The 15,717-nt window shown below is 62.6% G+C and carries 13 protein-coding genes; 7 read left to right on the forward strand and 6 right to left on the reverse strand.

Going from position 1 to position 15,717, the window contains the following annotated elements; all coding sequences use genetic code 11:
• Positions 1-105: 105 nt before the first annotated feature.
• Together NY78_RS05010 and NY78_RS05015 are read right to left on the reverse strand one after the other, a co-directional pair.
• On the reverse strand, positions 106-1,026 hold the full coding sequence (locus tag NY78_RS05010) for an ATP-binding protein (RefSeq protein WP_043632533.1): 921 nt from the start codon (positions 1,024-1,026) through the stop codon (positions 106-108).
• Between the two features lie 274 nt (positions 1,027-1,300).
• Positions 1,301-1,498, reverse strand: a complete 198-nt coding sequence (locus NY78_RS05015) for a hypothetical protein (protein WP_043632536.1) — start codon at positions 1,496-1,498, stop codon at positions 1,301-1,303.
• Between the two features lie 145 nt (positions 1,499-1,643).
• Between NY78_RS05015 and NY78_RS05020 the strand changes: the two genes are divergently transcribed.
• From NY78_RS05020 to trpS, 3 genes are all read left to right on the forward strand, one after another.
• Positions 1,644-2,021: a response regulator gene (locus NY78_RS05020; protein WP_043632539.1), complete on the forward strand. Its 378-nt coding sequence runs from the start codon at positions 1,644-1,646 to the stop codon at positions 2,019-2,021.
• Between the two features lie 224 nt (positions 2,022-2,245).
• Positions 2,246-2,890: a site-2 protease family protein gene (locus NY78_RS05025; protein ID WP_043632542.1), complete on the forward strand. Its 645-nt coding sequence runs from the start codon at positions 2,246-2,248 to the stop codon at positions 2,888-2,890.
• 56 nt (positions 2,891-2,946) lie between these two features.
• Positions 2,947-3,954, forward strand: a complete 1,008-nt coding sequence (gene trpS, locus NY78_RS05030; protein ID WP_043632545.1) for a tryptophan--tRNA ligase — start codon at positions 2,947-2,949, stop codon at positions 3,952-3,954.
• Positions 3,955-4,712: 758 nt separating this feature from the next.
• Here the strand turns inward: trpS and NY78_RS05035 are convergent.
• Positions 4,713-7,157: a ComEC/Rec2 family competence protein gene (locus NY78_RS05035; RefSeq protein WP_043632548.1), complete on the reverse strand. Its 2,445-nt coding sequence runs from the start codon at positions 7,155-7,157 to the stop codon at positions 4,713-4,715.
• Positions 7,158-7,323: 166 nt separating this feature from the next.
• Here NY78_RS05035 and NY78_RS05040 point away from each other — a divergent pair, with 166 nt between their 5' ends.
• The 3 genes from NY78_RS05040 (at position 7,324) to NY78_RS05050 (ending at position 8,903) form a co-directional block, all read left to right on the forward strand.
• Positions 7,324-7,665 (forward strand): hypothetical protein, encoded by a 342-nt coding sequence (locus NY78_RS05040; RefSeq protein WP_043632550.1) that lies wholly within the window; start codon positions 7,324-7,326, stop codon positions 7,663-7,665.
• Positions 7,666-7,719: 54 nt separating this feature from the next.
• The gene (locus NY78_RS05045) at positions 7,720-8,307 is read left to right on the forward strand and encodes a DJ-1/PfpI family protein (protein ID WP_043632553.1); all 588 of its coding nucleotides are present in this window, start codon (positions 7,720-7,722) and stop codon (positions 8,305-8,307) included.
• Between the two features lie 230 nt (positions 8,308-8,537).
• Positions 8,538-8,903, forward strand: a complete 366-nt coding sequence (locus NY78_RS05050; protein WP_231583777.1) for a hypothetical protein — start codon at positions 8,538-8,540, stop codon at positions 8,901-8,903.
• A gap of 621 nt (positions 8,904-9,524) precedes the next feature.
• On the opposite strand, the gene hydG is transcribed toward NY78_RS05050, so the two are convergent.
• The gene (gene hydG / locus NY78_RS05055; RefSeq protein ID WP_043632557.1) at positions 9,525-10,961 is read right to left on the reverse strand and encodes a [FeFe] hydrogenase H-cluster radical SAM maturase HydG; all 1,437 of its coding nucleotides are present in this window, start codon (positions 10,959-10,961) and stop codon (positions 9,525-9,527) included.
• Positions 10,954-11,229 carry a TM1266 family iron-only hydrogenase system putative regulator gene (locus NY78_RS05060; RefSeq protein ID WP_043632560.1) on the reverse strand — a complete coding sequence of 92 codons (276 nt, stop codon included), beginning with the start codon at positions 11,227-11,229 and terminating at the stop codon, positions 10,954-10,956. The genes hydG and NY78_RS05060 overlap by 8 nt, the downstream gene beginning before the upstream one ends.
• Before the next feature lie 600 nt (positions 11,230-11,829).
• On the opposite strand from NY78_RS05060, the gene NY78_RS22990 reads away from it, so the two are divergent.
• Positions 11,830-13,803 carry a PAS domain-containing hybrid sensor histidine kinase/response regulator gene (locus tag NY78_RS22990; protein WP_197084207.1) on the forward strand — a complete coding sequence of 658 codons (1,974 nt, stop codon included), beginning with the start codon at positions 11,830-11,832 and terminating at the stop codon, positions 13,801-13,803.
• Positions 13,804-13,883: 80 nt separating this feature from the next.
• Here the strand turns inward: NY78_RS22990 and NY78_RS05070 are convergent, their stop codons facing one another.
• Entirely contained in the window at positions 13,884-15,695 is a 1,812-nt protein-coding gene (locus tag NY78_RS05070) for a carbon starvation CstA family protein (protein ID WP_043632562.1), read from the reverse strand.
• Positions 15,696-15,717: the final 22 nt, after the last annotated feature.

Here is a 15,717-nt window from a genome sequence, read left to right on the forward strand (position 1 = left end):
CCGGCTTGTCTCCGGTCGTCAGGAACCCATGGAACCCTTTTTCCCGGTGCAGGGGTCCGGGGGGATCATCCCCCCGGCCGCCGGAGGCATCTTTAAAAAAGAAACCTACCGCGCTTCACCCTTTCTTTTCGCCACCAGCTCCCGCACCCGGCACACACCGCACACTTCCCCGGACGACGGAAAGCCGCACTGGGCGCAGGCATAGAGCGTATCCTGGCCCTCGCCCCGGGACGCACCCGCGAAATGGGGCCGGCCCTGGGTCAAAAACGCCTCGTAAAAGGCTGTTTTCTGGCCCGGGCTGCGGTCTTCGAGGTCGGCAAAGAGTTTTTTGTGGCCGGTGAAGCTGGCTCCGCCGCTGTAGGGGCAGGCGGCCTTCCAGTGGTTGATCCCTTTTAAAAAGCAGTAGGCCGCCGTCTCGAACTCCGTCACGCGGTACAGCGGCTTGATCTTGCGCACAAAGCGGCCCTCGCCCGGCAGGGTCGGACCCTGGGTGCCCAGATACTTGGCGTCCCAGCGCAGGGTGTTGGCGAAAAGCCGGGCCACCTCGTCGTCGAGATTGTGCCCGGTGGCCAGGGCGGCATAGCCGTTTTCATAGGCAAACCGGTTGAAGTAGTGGCGCTTGATCTTGCCGCACACGGCGCAGATGGGCCGGTGGACTGCATCCTTGACGTCGGGAATGGCCAGGCCGACCTCGGCCGTGCGCAGCACATGCAGCCGGAAGCCGTTATCCCGACAATACGACTCGGTGCGCTCACACACCGGATCGGACGAATCCGGGATGCCCAGATGTACATGCAGCCCGTCCACGTCGTGGCCGAGGTCGGAGAGCACCCGCATAAGGGCCAGTGAATCCTTGCCCCCGGACACCGCCACCAGCACCTTCTCGCCGGGTTTGATCATGGCGTAGCGCCGGATGGCCGTTTCCACCTGCCGCTGGAAAAAAACCTCGAAACAGGTCGGGCAAAACCCGGCATGGTGGCTTGGCAGCTTCACCGCCGCCAGTTCGCCGCAGCGCTTGCACTTCATACTGTCAGTTTGTCCTTACTTGGAATATCGGATGTGTCCGAATGTCCGGTCAGTCCCGCCGTCCGTCCCGTCCGGGCATCGTGTCCCTGCAATCTATCCGTGTCAGCGTCCCTGACTCGTCGCCATGGTCCCTGGTCGAGCGCATGTTCAACGTGCGCACAACTGACTGGGGGAACTTCCCCTTGACACTTTCCCCTTGTCAGGGAGGGTCCGGGAGGGGGTTACCCCCTCCCGGCCGCCGGAGGCATCCCCTTCCGCAACGACAGATATCCGGTTAACCCCGGGAGACGACCCGGCGCACGGTGATCTCGTCGCCGGGCCGCAGGTGGCGGTCCGGGGTGAGCAGTTCGCCGTCGCGGATGATCAGGGCATCATTGACCCGAAGGTTAAGATTGTGGAGCAATTGGAGCACGGTCTTGAGTTTTGGGTAGATGACGGGCGGATTTTTGCCGTCGATAGTTACGGTTATCATAGGCCGGCTGTGTAGCCCGGCCGGCTTTGGGAATCAAGCCGGGCCAGGGATGAAAACGGTTGACCGTAGAACGGGTTTTGCGCATAAGATTGAATTGTTCGACAGCCCTCCTGTCGATTTGTGCCGCATTGCAAGGAGTTTATCTATGAGCGGGAAGATCTTGGTCGTCGATGACGAGAAGCATATCCGGATGCTCTATCAAGAGGAACTGGAAGGCGAAGGCTACCAGGTGGTTGTGTCGGACGGAGAGGACGCCATCCTGCCGCTTTTGGAGGAGGTATCGCCCGATGTGGTTGTCCTGGACATCAAACTCGGCGGAAATCGCTCGGGACTTGATCTGCTCCAGGAAATTCGCGGCAAGGATCAGGCCATCCCGGTCATCCTCAGCACCGCCTACGACAGCTTTCAACACGATCTCAAGTCCATTGCCGCTGACTACTACGTGGTCAAGTCCGTGGATCTTGGCGAACTCAAGTCCAAAGTGGCGCAAGCCATGGCCAAGGCGACGGCCAGCGCGTCCTAGGCCGGGCAACCCGTTACGCTTTCGCCAGGGAATGGGAGCCCATGAATTGAACTTCCAGGCGGCCCATGTCCCACTGTCCCGCATGGCGGGCAGCCGTCTGACGCAGCCGGGGCCGGCCGGGCCGATACCTGCCGGCCGGGCCCCGACATCGCCCATGTCCGGACCCTTGCACAGCACGGCTTAGTCCTTGCCCCGGCCGGGCGTTCGTGCTAGCCGCCATCTCCATGTTTCCAGATATTGCACGCGCTATTCAGGAGATCGCACTGCTGCTCGTGCCCGTGCTCATGGGCGTCACCTTTCACGAGGTGGCCCACGGCTACGTGGCCAACTGGCTGGGCGATCCCACCCCCAAAATGGCCGGTCGACTGACTTTTAATCCCATCAAACACCTCGACGCCATCGGCGCGTTGGCCTTTCTGCTCACCCGCATGATCGGCTGGGCCAAACCCGTGCCCATCAATCCGCGCTACTTCCGCGACCCGGCCCGGGGCATGATGCTCGTGGCCCTGGCCGGACCGGCCATGAACGTCCTTTTGGCCGTCGGCTTCGCCCTGGTCATCCGCCTTGTGGAATATGCCGCCATGGGTGTCATGCCAGGCACAACCGCCTACAGTATCCTCGAACCGCTCCTGTACATCTGCGCCGCCGGCGTCCAGGTCAATCTGGCCCTGGCCTTTTTCAATATGCTCCCCGTGCCGCCCCTGGACGGCAGCAACGTGCTGGCCGCCTTCCTGCCGCCCCAGCTCGCCGACCGCTACATGGAGCTTGGCCGGTGGGGCTTTTTCCTGCTGCTGCTTCTGGCCGTAACCGGCATCCTCGGCCGGCTTATCCTGCCGGTCGTCAGCTACTTTACCCATCTGTTGCTGTAGGTCGCGGCCTGCGCGCCGCTTTTTCATCCCCCCGACGACCCAATGGAATATCGATCATGAGCGAAAATGCCCCCAAGGAAAACAGACGGATCGTCTCCGGTATGCGCCCCACCGGAGCCTTGCACCTCGGCCACTACTTCGGCGTGCTCAAAAACTGGATCGACCTGCAAGACAGCCACGAATGCTACTTCTTCGTGGCCGACTGGCATGCGCTGACCACCGAATACGCCGATCCCAAACGCATCAAAGGCTTTGTGCCCGATCTGGTCAAAGATTGGGTGGCCGGCGGACTCGATCCGCAAAAGTGCGTGATTTTCCAGCAGTCCCAGGTCAAGGAACACGCCGAGCTGCACCTGCTCCTGTCCATGACCACCCCCGTGCCCTGGCTGGAACGCTGCCCCACCTATAAGGACCAGCTCCAGGAATTGGCCGCCAAGGAACTCAATACCTACGGCTTCCTTGGCTATCCCGTGCTCATGGCCTCGGATATCCTCCTCTACAAGGCAGGCTTCGTGCCCGTCGGCCTCGACCAGCTGCCCCACCTGGAGTTGACCCGGGAAATTGCCCGTCGGGCCAATAATCTCTACGGCAACTTCTTCGTCGAACCCCAGGCCTTGCTCACTCCGGATTCGAAACTGCCCGGTCTCGACGGCCGCAAAATGAGCAAAAGCTACGGCAACGCCATCGGTCTGTCCGAAGAGCCCAATGCCATGAAGAAAAAAGTCATGAGCATGCTCACCTGCGAAAAACGCGCCCGGCTGACCGACCCCGGCGATCCCAAGGAATGCAACCTCTTTCCCTACCACGAGCTGCTCACCGACGCCGCCCGGTTGCCCGAAATCATCGACGGTTGCACCCACGCCACCTGGGGCTGCGGCGACTGCAAAAAGCTGCTCGTCGAATCCATGAACGCTTTCCTCGAACCCATCCGCGATCGCCGCAAAGCCTTCGATAAAGACCCCAACCTCGTCTGGGATATCCTGGCAGCCGGCAATACCGTGGCCCGCGCCCGGGCAAGCCGCAATCTGGATGCGCTGAAAAAGAAACTCAATTTTGTTTTTTGAGTGGAGCGGGGTGAAGTGAAGTGAGGAAGAGGGAAGGCAGAAGATGCCTCCGGCGGCCGGGGGGATGATCCCCCCGGACCCCTCGATAGGGGGCCGGGATATTGGGAAGCGGGTGGGGGCGTCGTCTGCGGCGGGAGCCGGAGGCGGAGCGAAGAAAATCGGGTCTGGATTTCGGGCGCTGGGTCCGACGCGGAAGCCGCGCCAGACCCAGCGCCCGAAATCCAGACCCGAACTCGCCAGCGGCCTTTGGCCGTTTGCGCAAGCAAAGCCTTGCGCAAACGGCCAAGGGCCGCATTTTGTTGGCGAAAGAGCAACCAGACAGGGTGAAGCCAAAGCAGGAGCCCAGCGACCTTAGGTATTCTGGACTGGAATGAAAGTTGTTTCATGACGTCCATCAACAGTCTTGTTTCTTTGCCTGACCGGGTGGACCCAAAAGCACCAACGCCCTTGTCTTCCTGCCTTTCCGGGCGAACCGGTTGGTTGCAATTGGGGCCGCCGTGCTCCCCGCGCTTCGCGGGGAGCACGGCGGCCCCAATTGCAACCAACCATGCGGCACAGCCGCCAAGCGCCTCCGCGCCTCACAGTCCTCCCAGACTGCCGCGTTCGCAACAGCTCCTTATCCAGACCGCGCCATGCGCCCCATCCAGGGGGTCCGGGGGGGATGATCCCCCCCGGTGGGTCCAGGGCAACGCCCTGGCAGGTCCAGGACAGCGTCCCGGCGGGGTCCGGGGCAGCGCCCCGGCTCTTCATTCCCGTCCTCATCGCTGCGTCTCCACGCGCTTGATGTTCCCTTCGCCGTCAACCCGGACAGTGACTGCGCCGTTGCGGTTGGTGGCGTAGGTGGCGCAACCGAGGCGGGCCAGGGCGTCGAAGACTTTACCGGACGGGTAGGGGCCGGAGTCGCCGGCGCTGGCGATGGCTACTTTGGGAGCGACGGCGGCGTAGAACCGCTTGGCGAAGCTTGATGATGAGCCGTGGTGGGGGACGACGAGGATATCGGCCTGGAGGGTGTGTCCTTGGGCGGCGAGTTTTCGCAGCACGCGGGTTTCGGCATCGCCGGGGAACAGCGCCAGGCCGTGGCCGTTTTGGGTCAGGCGCAGGATGAGGGAGCCGTTGTTGGTGTTGCGGTCGTCGTCCGGGCCGGGGTGGAGGACTTCGATGGCGAGGCCGTCTCCGAGGTCGACGGCGTCGCCGGCGGCCAGGGAGTGTTGGGGGATGGCCCGTTTGGCGAGGGCGGCAGCGATGGGGGCGGCCAGATCGCCTTCGGGGGTGCCGCCGTTGTCGTACCAGGCGTCGACGGTAAAGCGGGTGAGCAGGGAGACGAAGCCTTTGACGTGGTCGCTGTGGGGGTGGCTGGCGAAGGCCAGGTCGATATGCGGCGGGCGTCCGTCGGTGAGGCTTGCGCCGACAACGGCCCGGCCCACGTCGAAGCTGCCGAACAGGCCGCCGGCGTCGATGAGCAGGCGGCGGCCGCCGGGGATGGCGACAGCCACGGACTGCCCCTGGCCCACGTCGAAGACGGTGACGCTGACGTCTGGCTGGCTGTCTTCAATGCAGTGCAGGGCGGTTGGCGCAAGAAGCAGGAGGAGGCTTGCGGCCAGGCCTGCCCTGGGCAGGGCGCGGCCGGCGGCGGCCAGGGCCAGGATGGCGAGCAGGCCGTAGCAGCCGATGATTTGGGGCCAGGTGGGGCGAAGGACGGCGTGGGAGACGAGGAGCCCTTGGGCGTCGAAGGCGGCCAGGGCGCGCATGAGCCAGGCGCAGCAGTCGGCTCCGGCGGTAAGGAGCAGGGAGGCAGCCGGTTCCAGGCCCGGCACGGCGGCCAGGGCTGCGCCGCCAAGGACGAGCGGCATGACCACGCCCCCGAGGATCGGCAGCCACAGGAGGTTGATCCAGGGATTGAAGGGCCAGTCGCCAAAGAGCCGGGCGAGGAGCGGCAGGACGGCGGCTTCGGCCGTGATGCTGGTCCACAGGACGCCAAGCGTCCAGAGGAGGGCGGTGCGCGGCAGGCCCGAGCCGGGGATGCGCCGGGTAAGCCGGACAAAGGGCGGCCAGAAGACAGCGATGCCGGCCACGGCCAGGGCGGAGAGTTGCAGGCTGGCGCTGAAAACGGCCAGGGGCGAGACGATCAAAAAGACGGCCAGGGCCAGGAACAGGCCGTCAAAGAGGGCCTTGTCGCGGCGAAGGAGCAGCATAAGCCCGAAGGCGGCGAACATGAGGCCGGCTCGCACGAGCGAAGGCGAGGCCCCGCCGATCCAGCAGTAGGCGACAACGAGGGGCGCGGACACGAGGACAATGAGCAGAGGGCGGGGAAGACGCAGGTAGACGCCCGGGGTGATCCTGCCGAGGCCAAGGACCAGGGCCGTAGCCAGGGCGACCACATAGCCGACGTTCATGCCGGACAGGGCCAGGGTATGGGCCAGGGATGCCCGGCGCACCAGATCGAGGTCGTCCTCGGTGAAACCGGATTTGTCGTCGAAGAGCAGGGCCGGCACCATGGCCCGTCCGGCCTTGGCGGCCTCGTCGAGGCTGGGCGCGTCAGGGGGCAGGGCCAGGGCGGCGGCGATACGGGCGCGAAGGGCCTGTCGCCAGGTGGCCAGGACATTGTGCCCCTGGGACAATCGCGTGACCTGGGCGCGGTCGCCTCGGGCGAAGGTACGGAAGAAGACGCCGTCCAGGCGACGCAGGAAGGCGAAATCGGTGGCGCCGGGATTGGCAAAGCCGCTGGTTGGGCGCATTCGGCCGGTGACGGCCAGGACATCGCCGGGCACGGGATCAAAGACCGGGTGGTCGATGGTGACGGCCAGCCGGCCGGGCAGGGGAGTCTCCTGGCACTCGCCCCCGGTCAGACGCACCGCTTCGAGTAAAACGGCCTGTCGGTTGCCGGGGCGGGGATCGACCTCAATGACCCGGCCCGTGGCGGTGACGGGTTGGACCTTGGCCAGACAGGCCGGCGTCGTATCCGGGGGCGTGGGCATGGCCAGAAAACCGGCTCCAAGGCCCAGGGCAAAGGCGAGGAGAAAGGCGGCCAGACGCGGGGTGCCGGCCATGGGGCGCGGGAACAGGAGCAGCAGGAATAAAGCGCACAAGGCCGGCAGGAAAAAAGCCACGGCCAAAATGCCGGCGGCATAGGCCAGCAGGCAGGGTTGCCAGGGGAGCAGGGGCGGCATTCCCCTGGGCGTGGGACGCGGCACTGATGCTTGCACAGAACTGTCCGTTTTCCGTCACGAAACCTGTGGGGAGTTGTAGGAAGCTTGGCCAATCGAGGCAAGCATGGCGTGACCTGGGCTGGCTGCTTGTCACCGCTTCCGCTTGGGGGTAAAGCTGCTAACGAATCCCGGTACCCGCACATCGGTGCACAAAGGAGCAGGCATGGTCCGTCACATCATTTTAGTTTGCATACTCGCTTGTATCGGCCTTACGGGCTGCGCCAAGATCAAACCCATCATGATCCCCCAGGAATTTGAAGCGGATTGTCGCCGCAATGCTTACGGGGCCGATGCCGCCTGCGCCGCCAAGGTCTGCGAGGTGTACCAAGCCGTTGTCACCGATTATTATGAGGATATGGAAGGGTGCTATGCCGCCTGCAAGGATCGGGCAGTCTCCCTGGAGGCCGGCGCGGGCAACCAGTGCCAGGCGAAAATCACAGCGGCCAAGAATACCTGCCGCGATTTCTGCAACCGCAAATTCTATCGCTGCAACTGCGCGAAATAACGGATCCCCACGTCGTCCCGGGACGACGACAACAGCATCGACAAGGAGTACCCCATGGCGGTCAAAAGAATTCTCATGCTTGTTGGTGATTACGTTGAAGACTACGAAGTGATGGTCCCCTACCAGATGCTGGTCATGGTCGGCCATGCCGTCTCGACGGTGTGTCCGGGCAAGAAAGCCGGCGAAACCGTGCGCACTGCGGTCCACGATTTCGAAGGCGACCAGACCTACAGTGAAAAACCCGGCCATAATTTTGGACTCAACACCGACTTCGACGTCATTGACCCGGCCAACTTCGACGCCCTGGTCATTCCCGGCGGACGCGCCCCGGAATATATCCGCTTAAATCCCCGCGTCATCGAAATCGTCAAGCATTTCGGAGCGGCCAAAAAACCCATCGCCGCAGTCTGCCACGGCCAGCAGGTACTTGTTGCCGCTGACGTTATCGCCGGTTGCCAGTGCATGGCCTACCCCGCGGTACAGCCCGATATCGAACGCGCCGGAGCGACCTACGTCGCTCCCAACGACACCTTCACCAACGCCGTCACCTGCGGCAACATCGTAACGGCCCCGGCCTGGCCCGCCCACCCGCAATGGATGCGCCAGTTCCTGGAGCTTCTTGGCAGCAAAATCGAAGCCTAAAGGCGGCGTTGCCGAGACGGTGAACGCCGTCTTTGGCGCAGCATGCCGGGGAGGAGGCGGATTTGCCGAATCCTCCCCGACACCCCCCCCTTTTTTCCCCGGCCCAACGATGGTATAGCCCTTGGCGATGACCGGCCCGGCAGCGGCCCGACCGCCCGCCGGCGCAATGAGGCGCTATGATTGACACGACCAAGTTTGAACGAGTGCGGCAAATTATAGGCGATTTCGCCGTGAATAAAGGGAAAGTGCTCCTGCTCGTTTCCTTTCTGCTCTTTATCGTCGCAGCCTACTATGTCATGGATTTCATCACCGAAGACAGCCTGGCGGTAAAATACAAAAAGACCACCGCCCTGGTCGAAGAAGTCCAGGAAACCAAGAATGTTCTCACCATCGTCACCAGCCAGGGCTTTTTCGTCGTCGATCCTGGCTTGCGCTCGGATAAATTCAAAAATATTGGCGACTTTTTCCGCAAGGTCAAAGAAGATGGGTCCCCCGTGCGCATCGACTACAAAGACGTTGGCAACGACAAGGTTATTGAAAATGTTTTCTATCGGGCCGAGTCCAATAAATTCGGCAAGATAGGGTCGCTTAAGTAGCCGTTGCCGGCAAAGGCGGAAGATGCCTCCGGCGGCCGGGGGGATGATCCCCCCGGACCCCTCGTTGGGGGGATTTGGCAAGTGGGTTGTAGGTGCCGGCGGTGACGGGAGTCGGAGGCGGAGCGAAGCGAAGAGAATCGGGTCTGGCTTTCGGGTGCCGGGTCCGACGCGGAAGCCGCGCCAGCCCCGGCGCCCGAAAGCCAGACCCGAACTCGCCAGCGGCCCTGGGGCTTTTGCGCAACCAAAGCCTTGCGCAAAAGCCCCAGGGCCGCATTTTTTGAGTCAGCGTCTACGCTTTCAACAGGGTTGGTTTTTTTCTTCCGGGCGAACCGGTTGGTCGCAATTGGGCCGCCGTGCTCCCCGCGCTTCGCGGGGAGTGTCGGCGGCCCAATTGCGACCAACCATGCGGCACAGCCGCCAAGCGTTTCCGCGCCCCACAGTCCTCCCAGACTGCCGCGTCCGCAACGGTCCCTTACCCCGGCCGCGCCCTGCGCCCCCATCCAGGGGGTCCGGGGGGGATGATCACCCCCGGTGGGTCCAGGGCAACGCCCTGGCAGGTCCAGGACAGCGTCCTGGCGGGGTCCGGGGCAGCGCCCCGGCTGCGTCCCGGCTCTTGCTCCCCTAAAAGAACATATCGCGGCGGCCGGCTTCGATGTCGTGCAGGCGTTCGATGGTCAGGTCGCGGATACCGTCTTTGGGGATGGTTTCCAGGGCTTCCTGGATGCGTTTTTCGCCCAGGGCTTTGGTTTCGGGGTCGGCGTAGTCGATCAGGTATTCCTTGAAGGTGAGCAGGGCGTTTGGCAGGCAGACATTTTGGATGGTGCCGTCTTTGGCCAGGCTCATGAAGCGGTCGCCGGTGCGGCCCTGGCGGTAGCAGGCGGTGCAGTAGCTGGGGATAAAACCGCGCTCACACAGCATGCGGATGATTTCGTTGGGGGAGCGCTGGTCGCTGGGCTCGAACTGTTGGCCGTTATTGGTGTTGCTGGTGCCTTCGTGTTCCTCGTGGACTTTCTGGTAGCCGCCAACGCCGGTGCAGGAGCCGGCGCTGATCTGGGAGATGCCGCAGTCGATGAGCTCGTCGCGAAAATCCGAGTCTTCGCGGGTGGAGAGGATCATGCCGGTGTAAGGCACGGCTAGCCGGATGATGGCGATGATTTTTTTAAACGCCTCGTCCGGGACGAGATAGGGGAAGGTGTCGAGGTTGACGGCACCGGCCGGGCGCATCCGGGGGACGGAGATGGTGTGTGGTCCGACGCCAAAGGTTTTTTCCAGGTGCTCGGCGTGCAGGAACATGGCGACGGTTTCGTATTTCCAGTCATAGAGGCCGTAGAGCACGCCGATGCCGACGTCGTCGATGCCGGCTTTCATGGCCCGGTCCATGGCGGTGGTGTGCCAGTTGTAGTCGTGTTTGGGGCCGGTCGGGTGCAGGGCGGCGTATTGGGGCCGGTTGTAGGTCTCCTGGAACAGGATATAGGTGCCGATTTCGGCGTCCTTGAGCTTCTTATAATCTTCGATAGTGGTGGCGGCGATATTGATATTGACGCGGCGGATGGAGCCGTTGCCGTCTTTGATGCTGTAGATGGCTTTGATGGCGTCGGTGACGTATTCGATGGGACAGTTGAGCGGGTCTTCGCCGGCTTCCACGGCCAGGCGTTTGTGGCCGAGTGATTCGAGGATTTCCACTTCGCGCTTGATTTCGTCGGTGGTCAGACGTTTGCGGAGCTGTTCCTTGTTGCTGCGTTTGTAGCCGCAGTAGACACAGTTGTTGATGCAGTGGCTGGAGATGTAAAGCGGCGCGAAAAGGACGATGCGTTTGCCGTAGATGGCTTCCTTGACCTTTTTGGCGGCGGCGAACATGGCGTCTAGAAGTTGCGGGTCCTTGACTTCGAGGAGCACGGCCACTTCTTCGGCGGACAGGCCTTTGTAGTCCAGGGCCTTGTTGATGATGCCGGCGACGGCCTGGGGATCGGAGGCCATGGTTTTGGCGGCGGCAAGCGCGGCGTGAATACGGTTGTCGTCGATGAACGCATCGGTTGTGCGCTGGGATTCGTCAATCATGGTCGTCCTCCTTGCGAAGGGTTTTGCTGGTCAGGGCGGACTTGACGGTCACGCCGGGGATGTTCCCGAGTCTGCCTGTAAGAGAACCGATCTCATCGGTTGTGCCCTCGATAATGAGCGACACCACGCCCACTTGGTATTCCGGCCGGGGGATGCCCATGCGGCCGAGTACGATGTGCCCGTGGTCGCTGATGACGGCGTTGACCTTGTCGGAGACGTGTCTGGGATCGTCGATGACGATGCCGACCACGCCAAGGCGTCTGTTCATGGGTGTTTCCTTTGGGCAATAAAAAACGTCTTGGTTTCCCGGCGGGAAAACAAGACGTGGTGGTGCAGCTTTGGCATGGCATCATCCTCGGCGCAGGGACGGCCCCTTGCCAGCAGATTGCGGTATGATTTTGTGCCTTCACGTCAGGACCGGGACGATCCCACCGTGGCAGCGCCTTGACTATGCGCGGGTTTTTCGCAATTGGCAAGTGCTACTAATTATTTTTTCGTAATACTTCTATTTCTGACCAAAACGCTTCCAATGGGGGGGTGGCGTTCCGGCACAGTGGTTGCGACGGGGGAAGGTGCGGGTCAGGTGGACGGGCGGAGTGCGTTAAAAATCTGTTGCTTCGTCGCAAAAACGGGTTGGAATGGTTGATCGGTGCATTGTTTTTGTTCGCTGGAAGTGCTAGAAGAAGTCGTTCTGCTGTGTCTTAAAATGGAAGACGGAACAGATATATTCATGAATTATACATACACTAACGATAATAAAAATTCTGTACAGCCCGCCATCCCGGAAAGTCTGGATGATGCCTTGGCGTATATCGGTGTGCTTGAAGCCAGGCTTGCCGATCAATCCAAAACAAAAGATGCAGTGGCCGTGACAAGAGACGGTCTGCTCTTTTTATTGAATTGCGTCAGTGATGCGCTCTTTTTTATTGATCCGGCTGATGGACGCATCCGAGAAGTCAGTCAGGCGGCCTGCAGTCTCATGGGGCATCCACGCGAGAGACTTGTCGGGCGCTGGCATACGGAGTTGCATCCTGAAGAAGAGCGGGACTTGTGCCTGGCCCAGTTTTATGAGTGCGTCCGCGCTGCCCGGGAGGGGAACCCCTGCCGGTCACTGCCGGTCACGGTGTTGCGGGCCGACGGCAGTCGCATCACCTGTCGGGTAGTGGTCATGATGGTGGCTTTTGAAGGCGAACGTCTGGCCTGCTGCGTGTTCAACAGCCCGGCCATCCACGGACTGATGGGCAGCGGGCTGCAGGAGAGCGAGGCCTATTTCGCCCAGTCCCTGCCCCACACCGGGGACGGGGCCTGGAGTTGGAACCTGGACACCGGGAACGTGTACCTGTCGCGACAGTGGCGGGAGCTCTTGGGCTATGGGGCCGACGATGCCCCCAGTACGTCCGAGGCCTGCAACGATCTGCTGCATCCCGATGATCGCGAGGCGGTGCTTGGTGTTATTGCTGACTGCGCCAGGGGTGTTGTGCCTTCGTTTTCCCTGGAATACCGGCTGCGTCGCCAGGATGGCTCCTATTGCTGGGTGCATGGCCGGGGGGCGTCGGTGCGCGACGCGGCCGGGCGGGTGACACTCCTGGCCGGAGCCACGACGGACATCACCGGGCGCAAGGAGGCCGAGCTGGCCCTGGCCGAGGCCCGGGACGCCGCCATGGCCGCCAACCGGGCCAAGAGCGAGTTCGTGGCCAGCATGAGCCATGAAATCCGCACCCCCATGAACATCATCCTCGGCATGGCCGAGATGCTGACCGAAACGCCGATTTCCCCGGTACAGCGGCACTATCTCAATGCCATCCAAAGTTCGGGGCGGATGCTGTCCTCGCTGCTTGGCGACATCCTGGATTTTTCCCAGATCGAGGCCAACCGCCTGACGCTTTGCAGCCAGCCATTTGCTCCGGCGGCCCTTGTTCGTGACGTCTGCGGCCTCATGCGCATCCCGGCTGGGAACAAGGGCCTGGAACTGGTTGTGGAACTGGCTCCGGAGCTGCCGACGAGCCTAAACAACGATCCGGACCGGGTGCGCCAGGTGCTGGTCAATCTCCTGTGGAACGCGGTCAAGTTCACGACCGTCGGCCGGATTACCGTTGCGGCGGGGGTGTGGGCTGATGCCGCCGGCCGGGAATGGGTGCGGTTTTGTGTGCGCGATACCGGGGCGGGCATTGCCCCGGAGGCGTTTGAGCGGATTTTTGTCCCGTTTACCCAGGCCGACAGTACGGTCCACTCACGCCATGCCGGCACCGGTCTCGGGCTGTCCATCAGCAAACGGCTGGTCGAGCTGATGGGGGGGGCGATCCGGGTGGAGAGTGTCCTGGGGGCAGGTTCATGTTTCTCCTTCGTATTGCCGGCGCAAGCGGTCGGCAGTCAAAACGTGCCGCTGCCGGAGAATGGGAACGGAGGGGTACAGCCGGAGACGACCATGGCAACAGCACGATCCAACAGGAACTGGCGACTGCTTCTGGTGGAAGATTCCGAATCAAACCAGGAACTCATCAAGCTTTTTTTGGAAAGCGAACCTGTGGAGATCGTCTGGGCCAGAAACGGCTGGGAAGCGGTGGCTGCCGTCAGTGAGGCCGAGACCTCCTTTGACGTCATCCTCATGGATGTGGAGATGCCGGTGATGGACGGGATTGAGGCAACCCGGTCGATTCGCAGCCTGGAGGGCCAACGGCAACAGGCCCCGACGCCCATCGTGCTCCTGACCGCCCACGCGGTCTATGAGTTCGAGGCCAAGGGGCAGCAGGCCGGCTGCAATGGTTTTTTGACCAAGCCCATCCGCAAGGCGCATCTGCTTGATCATCTGCGAGGCCTGCTGGGTCCCGGTGCGTCGGACTGACCAGGGCGGCCGGGACAGCACAGGAAAACGGCCGGGACACTGCCATGTCCCGGCCGTTTTGCGTGCCAAGGCCCGGCCGGTTATTCCGGCACCACCTCCAGCACCGGTTCGCCGTAGGTGTCGGGAACCGTGCCCTTGATGGCGAGCAGGCTCATCCAACGGCGCAGCGTGCCGACGATGACGATGGCAATGAGCACCAGGACGATGACCGCCAGGGTGGCCAGCAGGTAGAGCCCCTTGGGCAGGTAATTGTTGACGATTTGCAGGTAGCCGGCCCAGACGGTGATGACGACCATGGCCAGTCCCGGCACGGCCGTCATCCAGGCGTAGCGGGCCTTGCCCATGCGGATGATCATGGTGGTGCCGATTAAAAGGCCCACGGCGGCCAGCAACTGGTTGGACATGCCAAACAGCGGCCAGATGGTGGAGATGTCGCCGGTGTAGACCAGATAGCCCCACATGAAGGTGAAGATGGCCGAGGTCGAGAGGATGCCGGGCATCCAGTGCTTCTCCTGGAACTTGGGGATCACCTGGCCGATCATCTCCTGGAGGAAGAACCGGCCCACCCGGGTGCCCGTGTCCACGGCCGTCAGGATAAAGACGGCCTCGAACATGATGGCGAAGTGGTACCAGTAATCCATCAGATGGCTCATGATGGGCACGGAGGAGAAGATGTGGGCCATACCGACGGCCAGGGACACGGCTCCGCCCGGGCGGCCGGTGATATTCTCGCCCACAGCCTGGGACAGTCTGGCCAGATCGACGGTGGTCATGCCGAGCGTGGCGAACACCTCGGGCTTGGTGTTAATGGCGAAGTAGTCGGCCGGCATCAGCACGCAGGCGGCAATAAGCGCCATGATGGCCACAAAGCCTTCCATGAGCATGGCCCCGAAGCCGACAAACAGCAGATTGCGCTCATTGTCGAGCATCTTGGGCGTGGTGCCTGTGCCGATGATGGCGTGGAAGCCCGAAAGCGCGCCGCAGGCGATGGTGATAAACAGGAAGGGAAAGACCGCGCCGGGGATGATGGGGCCGCCGCCATGGGCGAACTTGGTCAGGGCCGGCATTTGCAGATCCGGATGGACCCAGAAGATGCCGATGGCCAGCATGGCGATGGTGCCGATCTTCAAATACGTCGAAAGATAGTCGCGCGGACACAGGAGCAGCCACACCGGCAGCACCGAGGCCACGAAACCGTAGATCGGCAGGGTGAGGGCAATGGCCGGACGCGGCATGGTGAACAGCGGCCCCCAGGTGGGGCTGGCGGCCACGTGCGGTCCGATCAGGATGGCCACGGCGAGAAGCCCCACGCCAATGAGCGATGCGCCCAACACGTCGCCGTCGCGCCACTTGTGGAGATACACGCCCATAATGAGCGCGATGGGGATGGTGGCAAAGACGGTAAACGTGCCCCAGGCGCTGTCGTGCATGGCGTTGACCACGGCAATGGACAGGCCGGCCAGGGTCAGGACGAGGATGAACAACACGGCCACGCCGGCCACGCGCCCGGTGTGCTTGTCGATTTCCTGGGTGGCGATGTAGGCCAGGGACCGGCCCTTGTGGCGCACCGAGGCGAAAAGGACCACCGTGTCGTGGACGCAGCCGGCCATGACGCAGCCGACGAGAATCCAAAGCGCCCCCGGCATATAGCCGAACTGGGCGGCCAAGACCGGTCCGAGCAGGGGGCCGGCGGCGGCAATGGCCGCGAAATGGTGGCCGAAAAGGACATACTTGTCGGTCTTCACATAATCGTGCCCGTCCGCCATCTTCACCGCCGGGGTCAGGCGCGCTTCGCTGGCGCCCAGCACCTTTTGGGTGAAAAAGAGTCCGTAAAAACGGTAGCCGATGGCGAAGATGCACAGGGCGGCGAAGACCAGGGTCAGGGCATTCATGCCAGCCTCCCGTGTTTGGGGT

Origin of the sequence: Desulfovibrio sp. TomC, assembly GCF_000801335.2 — a bacterium.
Lineage (GTDB): Bacteria > Desulfobacterota > Desulfovibrionia > Desulfovibrionales > Desulfovibrionaceae > Solidesulfovibrio.